Origin of the sequence: Enterococcus innesii (assembly GCF_022846515.1) — a bacterium.
Classification (GTDB): domain Bacteria; phylum Bacillota; class Bacilli; order Lactobacillales; family Enterococcaceae; genus Enterococcus_D; species Enterococcus_D innesii.
The window spans coordinates 3,097,684-3,122,864 of sequence record NZ_AP025635.1; the positions used below are offsets into that span (position 1 = coordinate 3,097,684).

A 25,181-nucleotide genomic window follows, 5' to 3' on the forward strand; every position below is an offset into this window, starting at 1 on the left:
AAACATGATTCATTTAGGGATTATCGGCACAAATTGGATCACCGATCAATTTGTACAAGCAGCCCACGAAACCAAACGCTATCAATTGGTTGCCGTATACTCAAGAAAGTTAGCAACGGCACAACGCTTTGGAGAAAAGTATGGGGACATCGAGTATGCGACCGATCTGGACACTTTTTTTGGCTTAGCTCATATGGACACGGTCTACATCGCGTCACCGAATAGTTTGCACTTTGAACAAGCCAAGCAAGGTATTTTAGCAGGAAAAAATGTCATTGTGGAGAAACCAGCCTTTTCAACGCCTGAGGAAATGGCGGAGATCATCGAATTGGCAAATCAGCAACAGGTATTATTCTTTGAAGCAGCTCGCAACATCCATGAAGCAAGTTTTTCGACCGTAGCCGAATTCTTACCCACACGGGGTGCCATTCTTGGGGCGAACTTTTCTTATATGAAATATTCGTCTCGTTATGACGCTGTATTAGCTGGGGAGGAACCAAATATTTTTTCTCCACATTTTTCTGGCGGTGCCTTAGCGGATTTGGGCGTCTATCCGATTTATGCGGCGGTCGCTTGGTTTGGCAAACCGCAAGATGTTTATTATTTTGCCCGTAAATTACCGACTGGTGTAGATGGTATCGGGACTGCAGTGTTGCGCTATGCTGACTTTGATGTCACGATCCAAACAGGCAAAATCGCTGATTCAGAGTTGCGTTCAGAAATCTATTTTGAGGACGGTACATTAGACCTAAATGCCGTCAATGCCATCGAAGAAGCCGCATTTTATGAGCGAAAAACAAAACAAATCCAGGCATTAGCAGTAAGTGCCTTAGAAAACCCGATGATTGAAGAAGCACAAGATTTTGCAGACATCATCGAAAACAAAAATGATCCCCAACAAGGACAACGCTATGAGGAATGGGTAGAACTTGCCCGCAGTGTCAATGAAACCGTTGTTCTCATGCGTAAACAAGCAGGCATCGTTTTTGATGCAGATAAAAAATAAGGAATGGAACATTTATGACAGTATTTGAATTGACACAACTGCCAGACATCTGGCAGGAAAAATGGCAAGCGGCAGGGTATCACGCACCGTCCTTGATCCAAGAAAAAACCTTTGATCCTTTAAAAGATGGCGAGTCTGTCATTGGGGTCTCACCGACCGGTTCTGGTAAAACATTGGCATACCTTTTGCCACTGTTAACAAAGGTCGAAGCAAAGAAAGGCAATCAGCTGTTGATTTTGACTTCTTCACAAGAATTAGCGATGCAAGTCACAGAAGTAGCACGAGAATGGGCTCATGCCATTGGACTGACCGTTCTGCCACTTATTGGCGGCGCGAGCACGAAACGACAAGTGGAAAAATTAAAAGACAAACCTGAGGTCTTGATCGGTACCCCAGGCCGTGTGTTAGAATTGATCAAAGCAAAAAAAATCAAGACCCAGCAGTTACAATCGTTGGTATTAGATGAGGTTGACCAATTATTGAAAGAAGGGGCCTTTACGCTAGCTGCCAAAATCAATCAAACATTGCCAAAACAAATCCAGCGTAGCTTCTTTTCAGCAACCGCTAACGAAGTAATTGATGAGATTCGACCATTGGTGACAAAAGAGCCACTGATCATTGATGTTACCCAAGAAGATCAGAGCAAAGGCGTGATCCATCACTACTATTTGAATTATCCGCAACGACGCATTGTGGATGCTTTAAGACGCTTTGCTCATTTACCAAACTTTCAAGCCTTGGTTTTCTTCAATGAATTAAGCGCAATGGGGAATGCGGAAGAAAAACTACTTTTTCATGGCTTACCGGTGGCATCATTAGCATCTGATCAAAACAAACTTGCCCGAAAAGGCGCACTGGAGAGCTTCCGTCAAGGAAAACTAGTAGAATTATTGACGACTGATGTCGCTTCTCGTGGCTTAGATGTCGTGGATCTGCCTTATGTTATCAATACGGAAGTCCCGTTAGAAAAAGAATCCTATTTACACCGAGCTGGACGTGTCGGAAGAATGGGCAAAGAAGGAACCGTCATCACGATTGTTCAAGACCATTCGGTGAAGGATTTGAAAAAAATCACGAATCAATTGTCCATAGAGCTTAAAGAAGTCTTTTTACACGGCGGTCAGTTACACACAGAAGCACCTGTTATCGAAAAGGAAAGCAAGAAAGAAACCAAAACAGCAAGTGTGCAGAAAATTTCCAAGAAAACGCCTGAAAAATTACACACTCCTGTTAAAAAGACCAAGAAAAAGACGAAAAAGCAAAAAGACAAAGGAAAAAGACGCCATTGAGCGTCTTTTTGTGTTACCATTAACGTTGTTTATCGTTAGTGTGTAAAAAAATGAGGGGGCTATTGAATGAATTCGCGAAAAGAAGAGATTTTTCAAACGATTGAACTGCATAAGCAAGGGTTGACCGCAGTTGATGTCGCTAAAATCTTACAAATCGATCGCAGCAATGCAAGCCGTTATCTCAGTGAGCTTTATAAAGAAAAGAAAATCGGCAAACGTTCCGGCCGTCCGGTCGTTTATGAGCCATTAGAAGAAACGGTGCATGTGGATGTTTCCTCTGAAGTGAGTTTTGAAAGTCTTGTTGGGGTTCAAGCTTCTTTAAAAGTAAGTATCCAGCAAGCCAAAGCAGCAATTTTATATCCGCCTAGAGGACTTCATACCATCATTTTTGGAGAGACAGGTACGGGTAAATCATTATTTGCTGAATGTATGTATCACTTTGCGGTTGAATCAAATATGTTAGAAAAAGATGCTCCTTTCGTGTCCTTTAATTGTGCGGATTATGCACAAAATCCGCAATTATTGTTTGGACATATCTTTGGCATCAAAAAAGGCGCCTACACAGGTGCTGCAGAAGATAGTCCAGGACTGATGGCAAAAGCCGATGGCGGTATATTGTTTTTGGATGAGATCCATCGACTGCCGCCAGAAGGCCAAGAAATGCTCTTTACCTTCATTGATAAAGGGATCTACCGCCCATTAGGGGAAAGCAACCAAGTTCATGAAGCCGCTGTGCAGATCATCGGTGCTACCACGGAATCATCAGAAACCTTTTTGACGACCTTCAATCGGCGAATTCCCATGGCTATTACTTTGCCAAATGTGGAAAGTCGTTCCCTAGATGAACGGTATGAAATCATTTCCTTGTTTATCAAGCAAGAGGCGACTCGTCTAAATCAGCGGATCGATGTCGAGCGAGATGCGATATTGGCCTTTATGCTCTATGATGCAGAAGGCAACATCGGTCAAATCAAGCGCGACCTGAAACTCGTCTGTGCGAAGGCATTCTTACATTATCGGACCTATGGAAAAAAACACCTGCTGATTCGAAAAGGCGATTGCTCCTTGCAAGTTCAAAAAGGCTTGTTGAAGATCAAAGAAATGTCAGAACGCTTGGATCGGTTTTTAGATGGCAAAGGCGACTTTCTGAGTTTCGAACCCGGTGACCCAGATGTTGTCTGGTCTCGTGATCCGCAACGGAATATGCAAGTTTACAACGAGATCGAAGAAAAAGTCAGCTCACTGATTGAAACGGGCGTAGCCAATGTCGATTTAGAAAACTTGATCTCTAAGGATGTGGATGCCTACTTTGAAAAATATGTCGAAGAATTGATCCAAAACCCTGTTCATAAAGAATTGATTCCAGAAGACATTTGGAAACTGACAAATGTTCTTTATGACTTGGCAGGACAGAGGTTAGATCGAACTTATAGTGAAAAAGCCCGTTTTGCCTTTGCGTTGCATTTGCAAAGTACGCTGGAACGTGTTAAAGAGGGACATATGATCGTTCATCCGGATTTGAACACGGTTAGAAAAAACTTAAAATCCGAATTTCAAGTGGCAATGGATTTATCGACGATCATTGAAGAAGAACGTCATGTCGAGATCCCATTTGATGAAATTGGCTTTATCAGTATGTTTTTAGCGATTCAAGTCAAACAACCTTCGCCTTTGCCCCTTGAAAAAATCGAGATCATTGTCTTGATGCATGGCAAGGCAACTGCCAGCAGTATGTTGGAGACAGCCCAAGAGCTGCTGGAGACCGACCATGGCAAGGCAATGAATATGTCTTTGGATATGGAAGTCGGGCAAATGTATGACCAGCTGTTGAATTATATCAATGAAAACAAAGAGAAGATGAGCAATGGCTTATTGCTTTTAACCGATATGGGCTCCCTCAATTCCTTTGCGAATTTGATTTCCGAAGAGACGGGGATTCGTACGAAAGCTATTTCGATGGTCAGTACGATGATTGTTTTAGAAGCCTTGCGGATGGCAGAGAGTGGGCGCAGTTTAGAAGACGTCTACCAAAACATTCAGCGTTCTTTTGAAACCATCGTACAAGAACAGTTCCGTACGGTTCGTGAAGCAAAAGGAAATAAAAAGGCAGTCATCGTTACTTGCTTTACTGGGGAAGGTGTCGCTGCCAAACTTTATCAACGAATTTATCCCGTCGTTGATCAGTCAAAAGTCGAGATCATCCAAATGCAGTTTATTGAAAAAGAAACCTTCAAAAAACATATTGATGGCTTGCTAGAAGAATATGAGATCAAAGCCATTGCTGGCACCGTCGAGATCGATTATCAAAACATTCCGTTTTTCTCCGCCTATGATGTTTTTGATGACAATCGCTTGAATGTGCTAAAACGAATCGCTTCAGATGAAGTGCCGATCGAAAAGATCGTGCGTTCATTGGAAAATACGATAACTCATGTTGGGTCCGTCTATCATCTGATCGAGAGCCTGCAACGCATCGTTCATCAGATTCAAAATCAATTGCATGTGATTGTAGAACCAACCGTAGATGCAGGATTAGTCATTCATTTAGCCTTTTTGGTAGAAAGTTTATTGAAGAAGGAACCTTCCCGTACTTTCGCCAACCTGACTACTTTCCAAAAACGGTACCGAATCGAAATGGATGTTTTACGAACCCATTTATTACAAATTGAAAAAAATTACCAAATCAAATTTTCTGAAGATGAGATCGCCTATTTAACCCAAATGTTTTTAGAAAACAAAATCAAAAATTATGATGAATCCGCACACAATCTTAGTGTGTAACAGAAAAAATGTGAGTGTGTAAATAAAAAATTGGTTCAGACCATTGATAGATAAAGGTCTGAACTTATTTTTTTTTGGCACGCTTTTTGCTTTATAGTAAAGTGTAACTTACAACAGAAAGGAGCAGATACGCGATGGCGAAAAAAACGATTATGCTAGTTTGTTCAGCAGGAATGAGTACCAGTCTATTGGTGACAAAAATGCAAAAAGCAGCCGAAGCTAAAGGAATGGAAGCAGATATCTTTGCTGTTTCAGCTTCAGAAGCCGACCAACATTTGGAGTCAAAACCAGTCGATGTTCTATTGTTAGGACCACAAGTACGTTTCATGAAATCACAATTTGAACAAAAATTAGCACCAAAAGGCATTCCTTTGGACGTGATCAACATGGCAGACTATGGCATGATGAACGGCGAAAAAGTATTGCAACAAGCAGAAACATTAATGAACTAAGATTTTTTAGGATCGAAGTGTAAGGAGGATTTTTAAAGATGGATGAGCAAAATTTGGAAGCCATTATGGGATTGATCATGTATGGTGGTAATGCAAAAAGTGACGCAATGGAAGCAATCGCGGCAGCAAAAGAAGGGGACTTCGAATTAGCTGACCAAAAAATCAAAGATGCTGAAGCATCTCTTGTGGAAGCGCATCATTCGCAAACAGGATTGTTGACACAAGAAGCGCAAGGCAATCATATGACTGTGACATTGTTGACTGTGCATTCACAAGATCACCTAATGACGTCAATCGCATTTACCGATTTAGCGAAAGAAATCATTGATGTCTATCGACGTCTAAATAACGAATAATCTTTGAACGGATAGTAGTAGTTATTGTCGATGAATCAAAAAATCTTCTTTGACGAATAGAACTTATAGGAGGAATTAAGAATGGATGGATTAACAAGTTGGATGGAGAAGTACATTCTCCCTGTAGCTGCAAAAATTGGAGCCCAGAAGCACTTAGTTGCATTACGTGATGCCTTTATTGGAACAATGCCTGCTACTATGGCTGGTTCGATCGCAGTAATGATCAACGCGATCATTCGTGACTTACCACCGCAATTTTGGCCGAGTTATGATGCCAGTACCATTCCAGTTATTCGTGAAATTATTAGTATCAATGGCTTCGTATGGAATGGTACATTGGCTGTTGCTGGTTTAGTATTTGCCTTTTCTTGGGGATATAATCTGGCTCGTGCTTATCGAGTGAATGATCTCGCAGGTGGGATCGTTGGAGTAGCGACACTGATTCAAGGAATTGCTTTTTCATACAGCACTTCTGTGGCGACAGCTGTTCCAACAGCTTTGATGGATGAAATCAATGCTGGGTCAGCAACTTCCGGATGGTCTGCAACAGCAGATGCAATTACAGCAGGTGGATGGGGTTGGTTGAAACTCGATCATCTAAACGGAAACGCTTATTTTACCGTAATGATCATGGGGGCTATTTCAGTTATTATTTTCTGTAAATTGATGTTAGCTGATATCACTATCAAAATGCCTGATTCAGTACCGCCAGCAGTATCGAAAGCGTTCGCTGCGATTTTGCCGGCAACAATTGCCTTATATGTCATTGCTATTATTAACTTTATTGTCGGTAAACTGACTGATGGACAATTAATTATTGATCTTGTCCAAAAATATATTGCAGAACCATTCCTAGGCTTGTCTCAAGGGCTTGGTGCAGTACTGATCGTAACTGTTTTTGTTCAAATTTTCTGGTTCTTCGGAATCCATGGTCCAAACGTACTAGCTCCAGTTTTAGAAGGTATTTGGGGACAAGCGCAGTTGATCAATATCGATATTTTCCAAAAAGGATATGAAGGACAAACCGGTACAAACGCGGTTCTTGCTGCAATCGAAGATGGCAAGGCATATATGTGGGTACGCGGATCCTTTGACTCATTTGCTTGGTTTGGCGGTTCAGGCGGTACAATTGTATTACTGATTGCTATTTTGATCCTATCAAAACGTGCGGATTATCTAACTGTTGCAAAATTGTCAATCGGACCTGGTGTGTTTAATATTAATGAGCCGGTAATGTTCGGTCTGCCAATCGTATTGAATGCGATCATGTTTATTCCGTTCATTATTGCTCCGCTAGTAGCCACTTCAATCGGTTGGTTAGCAACGTACTTTGGTTTAGTAGCACCTGTTTCACAACAAGTAACGTGGGTCGTTCCACCAATGTTGCTATCATTCTTGGCAACAGGAGCTGACTGGCGTGCCCCAATCGTAACGTTGGTATGTATGGTCGTTACATTCTTCATTTGGGCGCCATTCGTTATTTCAGCAAATAAAATTGATCCAAAACTAGGCGAATAGACCTGTAGATTGTGAGGAACTGCTATGGCTTCGCTTGAAGTAAAGCAGTTCCTCCTTTTATTATTGATTATTTAGGAGGAAAAGAATATGATTTCAATAGCAAGTGCAATGCAGCAAGATGCCATCAAAGAATTACTTGAAGGATATAACGAAGATGGAATGTCTTTTACATTCAAAGAAAAACAAGGAATTAAACTTATTTTTACTACGACAGCTTCTGATTCAGAAGCGGCGGCAAAAAAAGCAAAAGAATTGATCAAAGCACAGCCTTGGGGTTCCGTTTTATACTTTCAAGCAGTTAGTGTTTGAGTAGGTTCTCTGTGGATCAACGAATAGATAGGATGATTGAAAATGATAAAAAACGGCTTGTTTATATGTAGTATCGGTCTACTCGTAGTCCTATACAGTATGAATCCAAGTAATCAGCAGTTAGATATATTCAGTTTTACAACAGGTATTTTCTTGCTTATTTCTGGCAGTCTTCTGTTCATGAAAGGAAAGAAGAAAGCCGAAGAGTCAGATAGGAGGAAGTCTTAATGAGAATTGAAAAAGATTTATCGATTCCAGCAAATGTCTTCTACGATCAAATTATGGATTCTGTTATCTTTGACATACGAAAAGCAACTGGAAAAACACTTTCTAGAAAGCAACTGGCAGGATTTCAATATGTAAAGGAATTTTCTACTACGAGTCGTGCGAAGATCGAAATCGAAGAAATCATTGAAAATCAAGTTTATCAATTCAAAACAGAAACGACAAAAAATGAATTTGTCGCTCGCTATGAAGTAACGCCACTTGATGGAAAGAGTAGCAAAGTCATTTATACGGAAACCATGAAATCACATGGCTTCATGCAGCAATTAAATGACATGCTCTTAGGCACGATTCTAGGATATTTCAAACGCAAGCAGTTTAAAAAAATGTTGAGTATGATGGAAGAAGCATATTAAGGGGTCGACTGACGCCTTTTTTGCGTTTCTTGCGTGTTTTTAAGTAGAGGAGATGAAGCAATGACAGATGTCAAAAAAATGACCGAATTTGGTTCGCAAGAAGTACTGGACTTGGTTTCTTATGCCTTTCAGTGGGAATTGAATGAAACAAATATCAAGCGCTATCGTAAGCTTGCGGAAAATTCTTGGAATTATGGTTCCTACGATGGGGATGGAAAATTAGCGAGCCAAATCATGGCAACGATTTTTGATGTGAATTTTCATGGAACGACCTATCCAATGGCAGGGATCGGTTTTGTGGCTTCGTATCCAGAGTATCGCAGCCAAGGTCGGATCGATCGGATCATGAAACAAATCATTAAAGATTGCTATGAACAAAAAATCGTTCTTTCCTATCTGGCACCTTTCTCCTTTGCGTTTTATCGTAGATATGGGTATGAGTACACTTTTGAACGGACGGTTTATGAAGTCGATGCGCATCAATGGCCCGATGGCAAGAAAGTGAATGGAACGATTCAACGCATGAACTGGGAGGAAGCACAGCCGGTCATTCACGAGATTTATCATCAATTGCCGCGCCATCAAAAAGGCGGGCTGATTCGCCAACCCTGGTGGGAAGAAATCAAGTTTGTTTTGCGCCGACCGTATACGTTTGCGATTTATCGCAATGAAGCAGGGGTCCCTGAAGGCTACTTGATTTACTTTATCGATGGGGGACGTTTCGATATTCAAGAGTGGGGCTATTTGACCGCTGATGCGTATCAAGGATTTAATCGGTTTATCGTCTCTCATGCAGATTCAGTAGCACAGATTAACTATCGACCAGGGTTTGATGGGGAAGTCCTACAAGCAAACGCGGCCAAACCATTGGCTCACTACCAAGTGCGCCCGGACATGATGGCGCGCGTCATCGATGTGGAAGGGTTTCTAAAAAGTTATCCATTCACATTGAAAAAAGCCGGCGGTTTTGCCATAGAAATTCAAGGGGATGAATATGCCCCATGGAATAATGGCTGTTATGAAGTGACAATCGAAAACGCTCAGCATCAGGTCACGAAAACGACGGCTACCAAGCTGCCCAAAGCAACCTTGTCGATTCAGCGTTTTGTGCAGCTGTTCATGCAGGCACAATCTCTCGACTCTTTGGTCTTTTTCCAGCAAATGGAAACGGAGAAGGAAGCTGCAGTGATGATTCAGGAAAACTTACCAGATGGAAAGCCGATTCTGGAAGATTATTTCTAAGCCAATCGACACAGACGCATTCACTTTCTAACAAAAAAAGATTCCTTAAAAATAAGGAATCTTTTTCTTCAAAAAACGTTCCCTGCCGGAATCGAACCAGCAACTAATCCTTAGGAGGGACTTGTTATATCCATTTAACTAAGGGAACACAATAGCTATATTTTACCTGTTATTCGTGTTTCTCGCAAGATGAGAAGGAAAAGAAAGGAAGAAAAACATGGTCAAACGATTGATAAGTGCAAACTATAGTGAAATCAAAGAAATGTCGGCGCAAGAATTAAAGCAATCCATTAAAGCGAGCGAAGGACGAGTGATCGTCTGTGAAACGGTGGTTCAAACCATACCGCAAGCTGGCGATATCACCAACGCAGAAGTCGCGGCAGCTTTTGGGGCTGACTTGATTTTGTTGAATGGCTTTGATTGTTATCGTCCAGCTATTTTTGGGATGCCTGGTATCACATTGGAGCAGCTGCTTGATCCTACACAAACGATTGAAAACCCGATTCCTCAACTAAAACAACTGATTGGACGACCTGTCGGCATCAATCTTGAGCCGATCCCAGCTACGACGGAGATGATGAGTGAAAAGATCAGTATCAGTCAAGGCCGAACAAGTTCGGTTGACACCATCAAAAAAGCCCAAGAACTCGGGGTGGACTTTCTCTGCTTTACAGGCAATCCTGGAACAGGTGTGACCAACCGAGAAATCGCTAAAGCAGTAAAATTGGCAAAAGAACATTTCTCTGGGTTGATCATCGCTGGAAAAATGCACAGTGCCGGCTCAGATGAACCTGTGGTTGATCGAGAAGCCATCATTTCTTACGCTGAAGCTGGGGCAGATATTTTGTTACTGCCTTCCGTTGGCTCGATTCAAGGCTTTCTAGAAAAGGATCTGATTGAAGCTGTTCAAATTGCCAAACAATATGACTTATTGACGATGTCAGCGATCGGAACGAGTCAAGAGAGTGCGCGTCCGGAAACGTTGCGACAATTAGCCATTATCAACAAAACTTGTGGGGTCGATCTGCAGCATATCGGTGATGCCGGTTATGGCGGCATGGCACCGACCGAAAATATTTTTGAAACATCGGTTGCAATTAGAGGCATGCGCCATACGATCAATCGTGTCGGGCGTTCAATCAACCGTTAAATCAGAAAAAAATACTAGCGAAGGAAAACGGAGAATCGTTCTGCTTCGCTTTTTGCATTTTTTTCGCTAAGTTAGAAAGAAAGGAGGGAACATAAAATGAAACAAGCATTGATCATTTATGGAGGTTGGGAAGGACACGCCCCAAAAGAGACCAGTCAGTTTTACCAAACGTTGCTGGAGTCAGAAGGATATCAGGTGACACTCGCCTCAGATTTTGAACCTCTCTATCATAAAGAAGAATTAAAAAGGCTGGATTTGTTGATCATGAATTGGACGCGAGGAGAATTGCCTGATGAGCCGCTGCAAAATGTCACTCAGGCTGTAGCAGAAGGATTGGGATTAGCAGGGGTTCATGGCGGCTTTGCCTCGGCTTTTCAAGCCAGTAAAGGCTGGTTGTTTCTGACTGGCGGCTGTTTTTTGGCACATCCCGGCGGCTTGGAAACGACCTATAGCATCGATCTTACGACAGATCACTATATTACGGCAAATACGCAATCGATCCCTCAGTTGACGACGGAGCAATACTATTGCCTGGTTGATCCAGCCGTCACTGTGTTAGCTACCTCAACATTTGTAGCCAACGATCATCCGAATGCAGCTAACCAAGAAGTCATACTGCCAATGATGTGGATCAAAAAATGGGGCAAGGGCAGAGTCTTTTTCCAATCCGTTGGACACAGTCTAAAAGAGCTGAAAGAGCCGACCATTCAGACTTGGACCAAACGAGGCTTTCTATGGGCCACCAGAAATACATTGGCTGATCCGCTGAAAAATAGCCAGTATAGTGAGTAATCAGAAAAACGAATGAGGAAATAAATGCGTGCAATCGTTTTACTTTATGGAAGAAAATAAGCATGGTACACTTTATTTGTATTTGATTAAGCAGGAGGTAATGTGGAATGGGAAAATTTGGAAAAAGTTTTTTATCGCAGGTAATATCTGACGGAATCAAAGGACCATTTGTCACGATCATGCTCAATACGCATGTCGGCCACCAGAATGTCGAAAAGGATCAAATCAAATTTAAGAACTTTGCCAAAGATGCGAAGCGCCGTTTTGAAAAAAAATACCCAGAACATGCTTGGGATCTTTTTCAAACGAAAATTGATGAACTGCTTGCAGATCAATCATTTTGGCGCAACAGTACAACAAGTGTGGCGGTGATTATTACCCCAGAAGAGGTACTGGTCCATCGGTTAAGTATTCGTGTGGATGATCAATATTACGTAGGGGAAACTCCTTATGTATTAGCTGTCATCAAAAACGCACAATTTAATTACCCATTTTATCTCTTAGCGTTGAATCGCGATTCAATGCAAGTCTATCAAGTTGAAAACAATCAAGTGCGTGAAGTCGAGTTGCCAGAAGAGGCACCGACGACGATCGAAAAAGCGCTGGGGGAAGAAATCACTGGCGGCGGCAACTTTAATTACAGTGCCCAAGGTGGCCCTAACTCAGGAGGAGAAGGCGTCGCTTATCATGGCTTTAGTGCCAAAGACGAAGAGGTCGAGATCGATCACGTCAACTACTACCAAGCAGTTGATGCATTTTTCAAAAATGATTTTTCAAACGAAGAGCATTTACCAATGTATCTTTTTGCGTTGCCAGAAAATCAAACGCTGTTTAAAAAAGTGGCAAAAACCAACTTTTTCAAAGCAGATCCAAGTATTTCTTCTTCACCAGCGTCGTTATCTTTGAAAGAGATCCAAACGTGTACGCAAAAGCTGATTGCGGAGTTGACACAAAAAGAAGTTGGGGAATACGGCAAGCTGTTGGATCGAAAATTTATTGACCAATTGGTTGATATCGTGCCTGCATCCAAAGAAGGCCGCATCGCCAATCTGTTTGTGGCTACCTCAAATCTCGCCGATGGGTTTGGAGAAGATCCTGATACAGAGTATGATCGTCGCCAAGTGTTAAATACACTGGCAATCGATGTTTTAGAAAACGGCGGTGAGGTATCTATCTTGGAACAAAAAGATGCCCCTGGAGAAAAAAGTTTGACGGCGATTTTGCGTTACTAAACACAGTTGCGTCGTCCATAAATAAATCGTTTCCATAAAAGAGAAGGCTGTTGCAGATCTTTAATGCAGCAGTCTTTTTGTGAATTATAAAAAAATAAAGGCGTTTTCATTTTTTTTGATTTTCTATTAGTCATAATGAAGATAATGTGCTATAATACAAAGTGTAGTTTTTGTTACGGTAAATTATGGTAGCTTGTTTCATCTTAAACATCTTCCACATTTTCACCTTATACAAGTAATTGCAAAATATGTGTATAAACACAAGGAGGATTTTTATTATGGAAACAGGTACAGTTAAATGGTTTAACTCAGACAAAGGTTTTGGATTCATCACTGCAGAAAACGGTAACGATGTATTCGTTCATTTCTCAGCTATCCAAGGCGAAGGCTTCAAAACTTTAGAAGAAGGTCAAGCAGTGACTTTCGATATCGAAGACGGACAACGTGGCCCTCAAGCGACTAACGTTAACAAAGCATAATTAGTGAATGCCTTTTAAGAGCAGCTTAGCTGCTCTTTTTTTGTGCGCGAGATAGTTGCTTGCAGACAAAGGAGTTGTTATACTCTTAAAAAAAGGAGGCACATTTATGGGATTGAATGAATTTATTCTCGGATTGGCTAATTTAGAAAAGATCCAACGAGCGCCGGGTTTTTTTAAATTTACTGAGCACAGTGTAGCTGCTCATTCATTTCGAGTAACGATGATTGCCCAGACCTTAGCTGATATCGAAGAACAAGCGGGAAATCAAGTCAACTGGCAAATTCTTTATGAAAAAGCCTTGAACCATGATTACACGGAACGTTTCATCGGTGATATCAAAACGCCGGTCAAATATGCGAACAAAGAATTGCGGGCAATGTTATCAACCGTTGAAGAAAAAATGACCGATGCCTTCATCGAAGAAGAAATTCCAGGAAGCTTTCAAGCAACGTATCGCAGACGCCTAGCGGATGGCAAAGACAACAGCCTTGAAGGGCAGCTATTAGCAATTGCGGATAAGATCGATCTTTTGTATGAATCTTTTGAAGAGATCTCAAAGAGCAACCCAGATAAAGTATACAAAGAAATGTTTCGAGAGGCCGTTTTAACCGTCAAAGAGTTTCAGCATCGTCCGTGTGTCACTTATTTCTTTGAAGCCATTTTTCCAGAGTTACTAAATGCAGATTTTTATGGCAAGACTGCCTTTCTAGAAGAAATCGCGGCTTTGGTGGAAAAATAACCAAAAAGAAAAAACGAAAAATCAAGAAATGATTCATCTCAAGGGCTTCAATGAAACAAGTGAGGGGATCAGGTTTGATTTTTCGTTTTTTTGTTGGATTAAAGTAAAGATTCCGCTCCATCAATATAGACTTCCGTTCCAGAAATATTGCCCGCAGCCTCTGAAGAAAGAAAAAGCACAAGGTTGGCGACTTGTTCTGGCACGCCTGTTTCTTGCTTTAATGGTCGAGAACGTTCTGGATATTTGACGGGGATCTCAACGCGAGCAACTTCTTCTTCAATTTCTGTGTTGGCATCGATATTCGTTGCGATCGCCCCAGGACAGATAGCATTGACCCGAATATTATAACCGGAAAGTTCCAGCGCAGCCATTTTTGTAAAGGCAACTTGTCCTGCCTTAGACGTACTATAAGCTGTCGCACCAAAATTGCTGAAGATGCGGTTTCCATTGACTGAACTCGTAATGACAATGCTGCCACCGTTTGTTTTCATAAAGGGAATGGCCGCTTTGACGGTAATAAAGGTACTGCGTAAATTTGTGTTGATCGTCTGATCCCATTCTGCCACCGTCAGCTCTTCGATCGGTGTCCAGGTACCGTTGATGCCGGCATTGACATGGAGTACATCAAGTCCACCTAGTTCTTCCACAAGACCACTCATTGCTTCTTGCAGCTTATCCGCTTCGGTGACGTCAACCGCTCGATAATGGGCTTGTGCGTCATAGTCAGCAAGAAACTCCTGCAGCTCTTTCTCATTGCGATCAATCAACCCAACAAGAGCACCATGGGCTAGAAATTGTTCTGCCACTGCTTTTCCAATTCCTGAAGCAGCCCCCGTTACAATCACTCGTTTGTTTTTGAAATCATTCATTTTTTTCGCCTCCTTATAGTAAATTATAAAAAAGATCCCTTTTTTTGTCGAAAAAAGCGATCAGCGACCAGCAACAAACTCTTTCAGATGGGACACGCGAACGGTTAGCTTTCTAGTTTTACCTCCTGAGAACCCTTGTATCTAGTGGGAAAACAGATGTAATCGCCATTGATTTTGTAGTATAATGCAGACAGTGTGCAAGGAGGAATACAATGAAACCCATATACGCTGTGGTGGATCTTGAAACAACAGGAACCGATTCGACGGTTGATCGAATTATTCAATTTGGCTGTGTCTTAGTCCAAGATGGCAAAATCATCAATCGTTTTGCCGCAGATATCAACCCTGACCGCAGAATTTCTAAGCAAATTCAACGATTGACACACATCACAAACCAACAAGTAAGCAAAGCGCCATATTTCGAAGACGTAGCTGATACGATCTATAACTTACTCAGCAACACGATTTTTGTAGCGCATAATATTTATTTTGATTATCATTTTTTAAGCAATGAATTTGTGCGTTGCGGGCTGCCACCTTTATCACTTCCCGGAATCGATACGGTGGAATTGGCGCAAGTGTTTTTACCAACAGAAAGCAGCTTCCGTTTAGGTGACCTAGCAGACAGCATTGGCTTTCGTCATGATAACCCGCATCAAGCTGATAGTGATGCAGAAGTGACCGCAGCTTTATTTTTGTATATCGAAGCGATCATGCGAGAACTGCCCCGGACGACCCTTAAACAAATTGCGCTTTTAAGCGGTCAAATGGGCATGCAAACGAGTGACTATATCCATGGGATCTTAAAAGAAAAAGGCCCAGAGTTGGCAGAAGATTTCGAAGTGATCGACGGTATCGTCTTGCGGAAAAAGACCGTTCCGCTTTTTGAAGCTCCGCATTTTCAAGAAACGTATCCGAAAGTTAAAACGGAAAAAGAACAGCGCTTTGGCCAGCACTTAGTCTATCGGAAACAACAAGCACGCTTGATGAATGCAGTGTATACGCATTACACCCAGCCAGAGAAAAATCTGATCATTGAAGCAGAAACAGGCATGGGGAAAACCATCGGTTACTTGTTTCCAGCCGCCTATTTAGTGACGCCAGAAAATCCATTGATCGTTAGTACCTCATCAATTCTATTGCAAAATCAAATCATCAACAAAGACATTCCTTTGGTAAACCAAGTACTGCAGCAACCTTTGCAAGCGGTCTTGGTAAAAAGCCATCGTCATTACATTGATTTGCAGCGTTTTAAAGCGACCCTTGATCAACCGGTAGAGCAAAAGCAATATGCGCAATACCAAATGGGGATCTTAGTTTGGCTGACTAAAACAGAAACGGGGGATTTCGATGAATTGAACTTGGTTCGACTTGATCATCCCTTGTTTACCGACATCCGCCATCGCGGCGTTGCCTTTTTAGCCAAAGATCAACCCTTCTATGAACAGGATTTTGTCCGACATTTATATCAGCGGATGGCGCAAAGTAATGTTTTGATCGTCAACCATGCCTTTTTGATGCAGGAAAACCGGCGATTGCAGCCGCTTTTGCCAGAGAGTGATTACTTATTGATCGATGAAGCCCAACAGTTGCCGCAGCAAGCAGAAGGCTTTAGTCAACATGTCTTTGACTCTGCGCACTTCAAGCGGCAGTTTTTACAGCTAAATGAAGAAGGGCTATTTGAAGAAATTGCCCAAATCATTACCGAGGATGACTTTCTGCAACGGATGTTCTCGTTGTATCGAAACGCGTTGTCGATCTTGGTCGAAACACAAGAGCAGTATTTTCGCACCTTATCGATCGATGCGCCAGAGCTACAAGTCGTGCACCATGACGACCTCTACGATGGCACGTTAGCACAAGACAAGCTGCATCAGAAATTGAGCCTTTACTATCAAGAAATCGATGAGATCCAACAACAGTTGCGTCAGCGATTCGAGTTGACCAATGATCGGTGGTATGCAAGACAACGAATCGTGATTGCCCGTTTGTTTGATTTCTTTAGTCAAATGGAAACCCAGGAACAAACGGTGACCGCATGGTTGACTTGGTGGCATCCTCGTTACGTTCATTGGTTAAAAAAGCATCCCCAGTCAGGAAATGCTGTGATTGAATTAGCTGATCTAGAAGGGCATTCGATCGTGGAAAGCACGTGGTATCACCGCTATCAGCACATCATTTATCTAGGGGGGACATTGAAGATCCCAGGCAACAAAGAATATTTTGCCCATCAGATCGGCTTGACCGATGTGCCAGTCAAAACGATTCCTGCCTTTTATGATTACAGCAAACAAACTCGACTCTATGTAGTTAAAAAAGGTCTCTCGATCCAACAAGCATCAGCTGCCGAATACGCGGATTATTTAGTCGAAGCGTTAGTCCCAATTTTGTTTGACAATCCGCAACCAGCGCTTGTGTTGTTTACGGCGCATGAAACTTTGAAAAATGTCTATGATCGATTGAATAAAAAAGCCCTGCATTATGGCAGAGAAATCGTTGCTCAAGGAACTGGCGGAACCCGTGAGAAAATCTTAAAGAAATTTTTATTAGCGGAGAATGGCATCTTATTAGGGACTAGCAGTTTTTGGGAAGGGGTCGACCTACCAGGTCAGGCCTTGAAGATCGCTGTGGTGACTCGCTTGCCTTTTGAGAATCCTAAGCAACCAATGGTCCAAGCACGGCACGCCTTTTTGGAAGCAGAAGGCATTGATTCTTTTAAAGAAGATGCCTTACCTAAAGCGATTTTACGGCTGCGCCAAGCATTGGGGCGTTTGATCCGTTCCGAGGAGGATACCGGTGTGATGGTCGTCCTTGATCGACGCTTGCTATCGACGAAGTATGGCAAACGAATGGTCAAAGGCCTACCAAAAAACTTACCTCTGATTGAAGCCAGCCCAACCGAGATTGCCGAAGACATCCAACATTTTTTTGCGCAAGAGGAAAAAGCAGCAGCTGATTTTGAAAAATGAGTTGAACATCTGATATAATGAATTTTATTTAAGATTGGAGTACGAAGTGTGAAAACAAAAGACAAAGAACATCGGCGTGTGGTTATTTTGCTGAGTGCGATCACGGTTTTACTGGTCGTTATTCTCTTCGCTTCTATTTTCTATCTCCGTTCTTCTCGTCCAATGCGACAAGCAAGAAACGAAGCAATCGAAATAGCAGAAAGATACACCGATTTAGCAGAGGTCGAACAATTTTATTGGTTTACCCGTGAGGAAACATCTTTTAGCATTGTTGGAAAAGATACCAATAACAATGAGATCGTCGTAATCATTCCTAAAAGCGGCGAAAAGGTTTCCGTTTATAATCAAGGGGATGGATTGACGGAAGCACAGGCCAAGGCCTTCGTTCGCGACAACCATCAAGGGCAGCAAATCCAAAAAGCAGCATTGGGTATTTTTAAAGGCGAGCCCGCTTGGGAAGTCATGACTAAAGACGACCAAGGCCGCTTGAACTATTATTTGATTGGTTTCAAAGATGGAGAAGAAATCAAAGCGGTCACCGAACTATAGAAAGCCGCTTATGATAGACAGAAATTTGGATCGTAGGAAGGATGATAAACATGGTACTTTCAAAAAGAGCAGAAAAATTAGAACCCTCCGCTACGTTAGCGGCATCTGCTAAGGCAAAAGCATTAGCAGACCAAGGTGTAGACGTATTAAGTCTAACCGTCGGTGAGCCCGACTTTATTACCCCGAAGAACATTCGCCAAGCAGCGATTGCAGCGATTGAGAGCGGCAAAGCTAGTTTTTACACAGCAACTGCTGGGATTCCAGAGCTAAAACAGGCGATTCTTGCTTATATGAAAGAGTTTTATGGTGCTGACTATGATTCAAACCAAGTGATCGTGACAGATGGTGCGAAATTTGCCCTTTATACACTGTTTCAAGCGCTTCTTGATGAAGAGGATGAAGTACTTATTCCAGTTCCTTACTGGGTCAGTTATGCGGAACAAGTCCGTTTAGCAGAAGGTACACCTGTATTTGTTGAAGCTAAGCAAGCAGCAGATTTTAAAGTTTCTGTTGCTCAATTAGAAGCCACTCGTACAGAACATACGAAAGCCATCATTTTAAACTCGCCTGCCAACCCAACAGGGGCGATATACTCAAAAGAAGAATTAACGGCAATCGGCAACTGGGCAATGGAAAACAATATTTGGATCATTGCCGACGATATCTATGGTCGTTTGGTTTATAACGGCAATACCTTTACATCAATCGCTAGCTTATCAGAAGAGATCCGCAAGCAAACCATCGTGATCAACGGTGTTTCTAAAACCTATTCTATGACTGGGTGGCGGATCGGATTTGCTGTCGGCGATGCAAAAATCATCAAAGCGATGGTCGATATCGCTTCCCAAGCTACCAGCAACCCGCCGGCTGCTAGCCAATACGCAGCAGTTGAGGCACTGACTGGTAATCAAGAATCGATCGAAGTGATGCGTCAGGCCTTTGAAGAACGCTTGAATAAACTATATCCGTTAATTGCCGCTATTCCTGGTTTTAAAGTGACGAAACCCCAGGGCGCTTTTTACTTGTTCCCAAATGTCAAAGAAGCCATGACAATGTGCGGCTATCAAACCATTGATGCCTTCGTAGAAGCTTTACTAATGGAAGCCCACGTGGCAGTAGTGACTGGTGCTGGTTTTGGCACACCGGATTATTTACGGATCAGCTATGCAACTGATTGGGACACGTTAGCGGAAGCTACCAAACGAATCCATGATTTTGTTGAAAAGAAACGCCAAAAAGCTTAAAATGCTCTATGGTGCCTTTATTAATTAGATAGGAGAGAATCAAGTGGAATCTATTCAAATTTTAGATGCAAAAAAACACGTTGGCGAAACCGTTCAAATCGGAGCATGGGTTGCTAACAAACGCTCTAGTGGCAAGATCGCCTTCTTACAACTTCGCGACGGAACAGCGTATTTCCAAGGAATCGTTGTAAAAAGTGAAGTAGGGGAAGAAGTTTTCCAATTAGCGAAAAATCTAAATCAGGAAACTGCCGTACTGGTCACTGGGGAAATCAGAGAAGACAGCCGCTCAAAATTTGGCTATGAAATTGGCATTTCTGGTTTAGAAGTTGTCGGTGAAAGCCACGATTACCCAATTACACCAAAAGAACACGGAACAGATTTCTTGATGGACCATCGTCACTTATGGTTGCGTTCGTCAAAACAACATGCCATCATGCAAATCCGAAACGAAATCATTCGGGCAACGTATGAATTCTTCAACAAGAATGGCTTTATCAAAATCGATCCACCGATCCTAACCGGATCAGCACCAGAAGGAACGACCGATTTATTTGAAACCAACTATTTCGATCAAAAAGCATATCTATCTCAGTCCGGTCAATTGTACATGGAGGCTGCTGCTATGGCGTTTGGCAAAGTCTTTTCTTTTGGACCAACCTTCCGTGCCGAAAAATCAAAGACACGTCGTCACTTGATTGAATTTTGGATGATTGAACCAGAAATGGCCTTTATGCACCAGGAAGAAAGCTTGGAAGTCCAAGAGCAGTACGTGGCATTCTTAGTGCAAAATGTGCTTGATAACTGTGACTATGCACTAGACGTTTTAGGCCGTGACCGTGAAGTCTTGAAAAAATACACCAAATTACCATTCCCACGAATCTCTTACGATGATGCAGTGGAATTATTACAAAAGAACGGCTTTGATGATATTCAATGGGGCGATGACTTTGGCTCACCACATGAGACCTTTATTGCCAATTCATTCGATCAGCCCGTCTTTATCTTAAACTATCCAAAAGCCATCAAACCTTTCTATATGAAGCCACATCCAACGAGAGAAGATGTCGTGATCTGTGCCGATATGATTGCACCAGAAGGCTATGGCGAGATCATAGGCGGTTCTGAACGTGCCATCGATCATGAATACCTGCTAGAACAAATCCGCGCCCACGGCTTGGACGAAAACGAATACTCATGGTATTTAGACCTACGCAAGTACGGCTCAGTTCCTCACACCGGCTTTGGTCTTGGATTAGAACGGACCGTTACCTGGTTATCAGGAATCGAGCACGTAAGAGAATCCATTCCGTTTCCACGGTTGTTGAATCGGATTTATCCGTAGGGAAAAGTTTTAATCTCTGTAGTTTAATAGACCAGTTCTTTTTTAATTGAGAACTGGTTTTAATTTTAATTCTTTAATACTTTTTACTAAAAAATATTATGTAAAAATTGTTGGTTAAAAATGTGAATGGCTAATTTAAGCATCCATTTTAATAAGATTGAAAATAGAAGAGTGGGGTCATGGAAAAATTATATATAAAAGCTGAAAATGGACGTTTTGTTCTTCGAACTGAAAACTCTGAGCTAACAAATTTAGTTATAAAAAATAAAAAAGGTGTTTCTACCTTTAATAAAATTGATAGTCTAACATGGTATGTTGAGGTAACTGATGTAGCCAATCTAATGACTAAAGACCAAGAAGACCGCGTTAATATTTATTATGGCGATGATTCAAAAGAAATATCCATAGATGATTTTGATATTCAATTTGCAAATTCGCCACAATTGCTTGCAAATGACACTTTAATATATTTATATATTACTTTAGACAAAACCTTAAGGTTTATTTGGAACCAAATTCCTTCAGCAAAAAGTTATGTGAAGAATTGTAAAATTTCGAACTCGGTTATTAAGAAAAATCACCTTATTTCTTTTAAAGTAGATGTTGAATCATATGGAATTCCGATTAACAACTTGGATTTTATTATCTCTAATCGCAAGGAAAAGTTTCAATTTGATTTGAAATCTAAGTGGTTAGAAAGTAGAAGAGTGGAACCTAATGTATTTTTTAATGCATTTGAAGTTACAATAGACTTTCCTCAGGTATTAAAAACAATAATCACGAGATTTGACTACGATGACTATGATACGACCGTTATTGACTTTTTTATTACTACTAGCTCAGAAATGCTACCATTGACAAATTTTAAATCTAGAATAATTTTCACTGATCTGTTCAATGAAGAAACTTGGTTAGACTATTCGGATAATATGAAAGTTTTAGTGCGATGGTATGAGACAGGGTTGGGGAATTTATCGTGTAGAATTGGTTTTTTAAAAAAAGATATATATAGTTATTTTAAAGAGAAGGAAAATTCTGAAATAATAGATTCAGAAAATACAATCTTGATAACAGAATATCCATACAAAGCTCAGGAAAATGGATTAGCTTTTTTTAAATATTTAATGGAGGAACAGAATACTTTTAAACCTATTTATATTATCTCACGTGCTTCAAATGATTTACATCTTTTGGAAAAATACCTATCAAATGTTGTTTTTTATAAAAGCAAAGAGCATATAGATTACTTTTTTAAAGCTAATTTTTTGGCGCATACACATACCCCTAACTATGCAGTACCTGTTTTATCTGCTTCCGCTGAACAGAAAATCAAAGGTATGTATAAGCTGTTTTTACAACATGGTATAATTGGAGTCAGAAATTTAGAATATATGTATGGGAGAAAAACACATCCTAACCTAATAAATAAATTTATTGTTTCTTCTGAGCGAGAAAAGAGCATTGTCAGAGATGAACTATATTACCCTGAAGAAGATATAGCAGTAACTGGTTTAGCTAGATTTGATAATTTGCTGAAAGATAACGGTTTTTTTGAGTCGTATAAAGTACGAAAGAAAGTTTTAATTATGCCTTCATGGCGAATGGGGCAAGAAAAACTTTCGGATGAGGATTTTATAGAAACAACGTTTTATAAGGTTTTTCATTCCTTAATTAATAATGCAAGGTTAAGAAAATTGGTTTTGGATAAAGGAATTACAATCGACTTGTATCTTCACAATAATTTCCAAAAGTATAACCATCTATTCACTTCTGATTTTGTTAATATCATCAAGGCATCCGATACTACCGTCCAAGCACTATTAAAAGGACATGGGATATTAATAACTGATTTTTCAAGTGTGGGTCTGGATTTCGCCATTCAAAGAAGACCTGTTCTTTACTATCAATTTGATGTTGAATTGAAGGAACAAAGAGCAGAAGAATCGAGTAAGAATTTTCTTCCAGGAAAAATTTTCCATATTGAGGATGACCTAATAAACGAAATTGATCAAAAGGTAAAACGATACAAAATGGACAAGGAATTTAAGAAATTAATACCTGAAAAAATTTATAAATATAATGATCGTAATGCTTGCAAAAGAATTTACGAAACTTTAAAAAAATCAATTTGATTAAATTTTAAATAATACTTAATAAACAGCCATCAAATATTTATTCCAAAGTAAGAAGTGCGGAATTTATATGAAGATGTGCTGTTTATTAATCTACCCGTTTTTGTAAAACTAAAAATATAGTATAATTAATTTAAATGTCAAAAGGTTGAAGAGGAACTATGATTACTAATTCTATTACTACATATCTTAAATCGTTTTATTTAGCCGCAGTAAGTAAAGTAAGCAAGCTATCTAAAAATAAACACAATAACATTATTATTTTGTTGAGTTTTGAATCTACGAGTTATTATTTTTTGGAAGAGTTGTACAAGATTTATGGGAAAAGATTAGTTGTGATTTATACAAGTAATTGCACTGACTTAGCTAAAAAATTTAAGCTAAGAGGATGTCAAGTTTATAGTCTAAATTCCCTTAGTAGTCTATTTACAAAAATCATTCCATTATTAAAGGGGGCAAAGGTAATAATATGTGATAATTATTTTCCGATTTTGGGTGGTATTGATTTTTGCAAAGAAACAAAGATACTTCAAATTTGGCATGCAAACGGAGCAATTAAGACATTTGGACTTGAAGCAAATTATGCTAAACATGCTTCGGATAAAAATAAGGATAGATATAGACAAGTTTATAAAAAAATCACGGATATAGTAGTTAGTTCATCAAAAATGGCTGATATATTTAAGAGTAGCTACCAAATCGATCCAAATATTTTGAAATTTGGTTATCCTTTAACAGATTACTATCTCAATGAAGGAACAAAAAAGAAAATGTTACAGGTGAAAGAAAATATAAATAAAAAAATCATTTTGTATGCTCCTACTTACAGAGAACATAGCCATAGTTATATTGATTTAGGATATTTATCTTCAAATATCTCAGATGATAGTTTATTGTTGGTGCATCCTCATCCAAGAGATAACGTGCTTAAAGAGCAACTAAAAATATATCCCAGTATCAAGACACATTTGAATAAATTTAATTTGCAAGAAACTCTTTTTTTAACAGATGTTTTGATTACTGATTATTCCTCCATCCCATTCGAGTATTCTCTTGCTAATCCTGATGGGAACATTGTTTTTTTCTGTCCTGATTTGGATAACTATAAAAAAGAAGTTGGATTACAAGCTGATTTTTTTATGAGTGAAGAGTATGAGATAGTCGAGAACATTGAAGATGTTGTTGAAATTATTAATAAGCAAGAAAATACTAGTTTAAAGCATTTTAATCTAATATGGAATGAATACGCAAATGGAAAAGCTATTAAGCAACTTATAGAATGGATTGAAGTCACTTATGAAATCTGAATTAATAATGGGAATTCCAGTTGATAATTTATCGTATGATAATATAATTGAAGATATTTCCAATTACTTGGATAGACACCGTAAAATGACAATTATTAGTATTAACCCGCAAATTGTTACGGAATCAAAAAAATATCCTGATATCGTTGATTTTATTTGGAGAAGCACTCATAGGATCCCGGATGGTATAGGAATTGTTTTAGTTTCAAGATTAACTGGAGGGAGTATATTTAATAGAGTAACGGGTTTTGATTTAATGATAAGAATATTGGCTTATGCAAATGAAAATAATAAACGAATTTTTTTATACGGGGCAAAACCGCAAATCTTAGAAGATACTGTAAAAAATATAAAACATTCATATCCGGATTTAGTTGTGGCAGGAGCCATAGATGGATATAATCAATTGAAGGATAAAGAAATTATCAGTCAAATTAATGAATCAAAATCTGATATACTTTTTGTTGCTTTAGGGTTTCCACGTCAAGAACAATGGTTAGCTCGTAACATACATGAACTTAATGTGTCCATTTTTCAAGATGTAGGCGGAAGCTTTGATGTAATTAGTGGACACGTTAAAAGAGCACCAGATATTTTTATTAAATTTCATCTGGAGTGGCTCTACCGATCTTTAAGTAACCCCAAACGATTAGGAAGAATTTTACAACTTCCTATCTTTTTATGTAAAAGTATTGTTTGGAGTATGCGCAATGATAAAAGAAATAGATAAAATTTATTTAGTAAGTAAATTAAATAGTTGATCTTTTTGGATTGAATAAAAAG

At 40.0% G+C, this 25,181-nt stretch carries 23 protein-coding genes and 1 tRNA gene; 22 read left to right on the forward strand and 2 right to left on the reverse strand.

The features are described 5' to 3' along the window. Positions 1 to 4: 4 nt before the first annotated feature. From ENLAB_RS14520 to ENLAB_RS14565, 10 genes are all read left to right on the forward strand, one after another. Positions 5 to 1,006 carry a Gfo/Idh/MocA family protein gene (locus ENLAB_RS14520; protein WP_244351737.1) on the forward strand — a complete coding sequence of 334 codons (1,002 nt, stop codon included), beginning with the start codon at positions 5 to 7 and terminating at the stop codon, positions 1,004 to 1,006. Between the two features lie 14 nt (positions 1,007 to 1,020). After that, entirely contained in the window at positions 1,021 to 2,295 is a 1,275-nt protein-coding gene (locus ENLAB_RS14525; protein ID WP_244351740.1) for a DEAD/DEAH box helicase, read from the forward strand. 66 nt (positions 2,296 to 2,361) lie between these two features. After that, positions 2,362 to 5,076, forward strand: a complete 2,715-nt coding sequence (locus ENLAB_RS14530; protein ID WP_077452600.1) for a sigma-54-dependent transcriptional regulator — start codon at positions 2,362 to 2,364, stop codon at positions 5,074 to 5,076. Positions 5,077 to 5,210: 134 nt separating this feature from the next. Continuing rightward, entirely contained in the window at positions 5,211 to 5,528 is a 318-nt protein-coding gene (locus tag ENLAB_RS14535) for a PTS sugar transporter subunit IIB (RefSeq protein WP_005229471.1), read from the forward strand. A 38-nt stretch (positions 5,529 to 5,566) separates the two neighbouring features. Then, positions 5,567 to 5,884 (forward strand): PTS lactose/cellobiose transporter subunit IIA, encoded by a 318-nt coding sequence (locus ENLAB_RS14540; RefSeq protein ID WP_005229473.1) that lies wholly within the window; start codon positions 5,567 to 5,569, stop codon positions 5,882 to 5,884. A 102-nt stretch (positions 5,885 to 5,986) separates the two neighbouring features. Continuing rightward, positions 5,987 to 7,402 carry a PTS sugar transporter subunit IIC gene (locus ENLAB_RS14545; protein ID WP_371179804.1) on the forward strand — a complete coding sequence of 472 codons (1,416 nt, stop codon included), beginning with the start codon at positions 5,987 to 5,989 and terminating at the stop codon, positions 7,400 to 7,402. An 87-nt stretch (positions 7,403 to 7,489) separates the two neighbouring features. Then, a complete protein-coding gene (locus ENLAB_RS14550) occupies positions 7,490 to 7,711 on the forward strand; it encodes a hypothetical protein (RefSeq protein WP_081118753.1) in 222 nt (73 codons plus the stop codon). A 42-nt stretch (positions 7,712 to 7,753) separates the two neighbouring features. Beyond that, entirely contained in the window at positions 7,754 to 7,939 is a 186-nt protein-coding gene (locus ENLAB_RS14555; RefSeq protein ID WP_010749336.1) for a DUF3188 domain-containing protein, read from the forward strand. Then, positions 7,939 to 8,352 (forward strand): DUF3284 domain-containing protein, encoded by a 414-nt coding sequence (locus ENLAB_RS14560; protein ID WP_086292815.1) that lies wholly within the window; start codon positions 7,939 to 7,941, stop codon positions 8,350 to 8,352. The genes ENLAB_RS14555 and ENLAB_RS14560 overlap by 1 nt, the downstream gene beginning before the upstream one ends. Before the next feature lie 60 nt (positions 8,353 to 8,412). After that, the gene (locus ENLAB_RS14565) at positions 8,413 to 9,594 is read left to right on the forward strand and encodes a GNAT family N-acetyltransferase (protein ID WP_244351743.1); all 1,182 of its coding nucleotides are present in this window, start codon (positions 8,413 to 8,415) and stop codon (positions 9,592 to 9,594) included. A 76-nt stretch (positions 9,595 to 9,670) separates the two neighbouring features. Here the strand turns inward: ENLAB_RS14565 and ENLAB_RS14570 are convergent. Then, positions 9,671 to 9,742 (reverse strand) — tRNA-Arg (locus ENLAB_RS14570). Positions 9,743 to 9,811: 69 nt separating this feature from the next. Here ENLAB_RS14570 and ENLAB_RS14575 point away from each other — a divergent pair. From ENLAB_RS14575 to ENLAB_RS14595, 5 genes are all read left to right on the forward strand, one after another. Continuing rightward, a complete protein-coding gene (locus tag ENLAB_RS14575; RefSeq protein ID WP_244351746.1) occupies positions 9,812 to 10,744 on the forward strand; it encodes a DUF7916 family protein in 933 nt (310 codons plus the stop codon). 96 nt (positions 10,745 to 10,840) lie between these two features. Next, positions 10,841 to 11,536 carry a ThuA domain-containing protein gene (locus ENLAB_RS14580; protein ID WP_200125241.1) on the forward strand — a complete coding sequence of 232 codons (696 nt, stop codon included), beginning with the start codon at positions 10,841 to 10,843 and terminating at the stop codon, positions 11,534 to 11,536. Between the two features lie 107 nt (positions 11,537 to 11,643). Beyond that, entirely contained in the window at positions 11,644 to 12,768 is a 1,125-nt protein-coding gene (locus ENLAB_RS14585) for a baeRF6 domain-containing protein (RefSeq protein WP_244351748.1), read from the forward strand. Between the two features lie 278 nt (positions 12,769 to 13,046). After that, positions 13,047 to 13,247, forward strand: a complete 201-nt coding sequence (locus ENLAB_RS14590) for a cold-shock protein (RefSeq protein ID WP_003126918.1) — start codon at positions 13,047 to 13,049, stop codon at positions 13,245 to 13,247. 106 nt (positions 13,248 to 13,353) lie between these two features. Then, a complete protein-coding gene (locus ENLAB_RS14595; RefSeq protein ID WP_086292805.1) occupies positions 13,354 to 13,986 on the forward strand; it encodes a YfbR-like 5'-deoxynucleotidase in 633 nt (210 codons plus the stop codon). Positions 13,987 to 14,084: 98 nt separating this feature from the next. On the opposite strand, the gene ENLAB_RS14600 is transcribed toward ENLAB_RS14595, so the two are convergent. Then, positions 14,085 to 14,855, reverse strand: a complete 771-nt coding sequence (locus tag ENLAB_RS14600; RefSeq protein WP_244351750.1) for an SDR family oxidoreductase — start codon at positions 14,853 to 14,855, stop codon at positions 14,085 to 14,087. A 212-nt stretch (positions 14,856 to 15,067) separates the two neighbouring features. On the opposite strand from ENLAB_RS14600, the gene ENLAB_RS14605 reads away from it, so the two are divergent. From ENLAB_RS14605 to ENLAB_RS14635, 7 genes are all read left to right on the forward strand, one after another. Beyond that, positions 15,068 to 17,824 (forward strand): helicase C-terminal domain-containing protein, encoded by a 2,757-nt coding sequence (locus ENLAB_RS14605; RefSeq protein WP_244351752.1) that lies wholly within the window; start codon positions 15,068 to 15,070, stop codon positions 17,822 to 17,824. 48 nt (positions 17,825 to 17,872) lie between these two features. After that, positions 17,873 to 18,373 (forward strand): cell wall elongation regulator TseB-like domain-containing protein, encoded by a 501-nt coding sequence (locus tag ENLAB_RS14610; protein ID WP_244351754.1) that lies wholly within the window; start codon positions 17,873 to 17,875, stop codon positions 18,371 to 18,373. A gap of 50 nt (positions 18,374 to 18,423) precedes the next feature. Beyond that, positions 18,424 to 19,617 carry a pyridoxal phosphate-dependent aminotransferase gene (locus tag ENLAB_RS14615; RefSeq protein ID WP_244351756.1) on the forward strand — a complete coding sequence of 398 codons (1,194 nt, stop codon included), beginning with the start codon at positions 18,424 to 18,426 and terminating at the stop codon, positions 19,615 to 19,617. Between the two features lie 43 nt (positions 19,618 to 19,660). Beyond that, the gene (gene asnS / locus ENLAB_RS14620; RefSeq protein ID WP_005236932.1) at positions 19,661 to 20,959 is read left to right on the forward strand and encodes an asparagine--tRNA ligase; all 1,299 of its coding nucleotides are present in this window, start codon (positions 19,661 to 19,663) and stop codon (positions 20,957 to 20,959) included. A 179-nt stretch (positions 20,960 to 21,138) separates the two neighbouring features. Next, positions 21,139 to 23,091 (forward strand): CDP-glycerol glycerophosphotransferase family protein, encoded by a 1,953-nt coding sequence (locus ENLAB_RS14625; RefSeq protein WP_244351759.1) that lies wholly within the window; start codon positions 21,139 to 21,141, stop codon positions 23,089 to 23,091. Between the two features lie 161 nt (positions 23,092 to 23,252). Further along, entirely contained in the window at positions 23,253 to 24,398 is a 1,146-nt protein-coding gene (locus tag ENLAB_RS14630) for a CDP-glycerol glycerophosphotransferase family protein (RefSeq protein WP_244351762.1), read from the forward strand. Continuing rightward, entirely contained in the window at positions 24,388 to 25,128 is a 741-nt protein-coding gene (locus ENLAB_RS14635; protein WP_142963214.1) for a WecB/TagA/CpsF family glycosyltransferase, read from the forward strand. The genes ENLAB_RS14630 and ENLAB_RS14635 overlap by 11 nt, the downstream gene beginning before the upstream one ends. Positions 25,129 to 25,181: the final 53 nt, after the last annotated feature.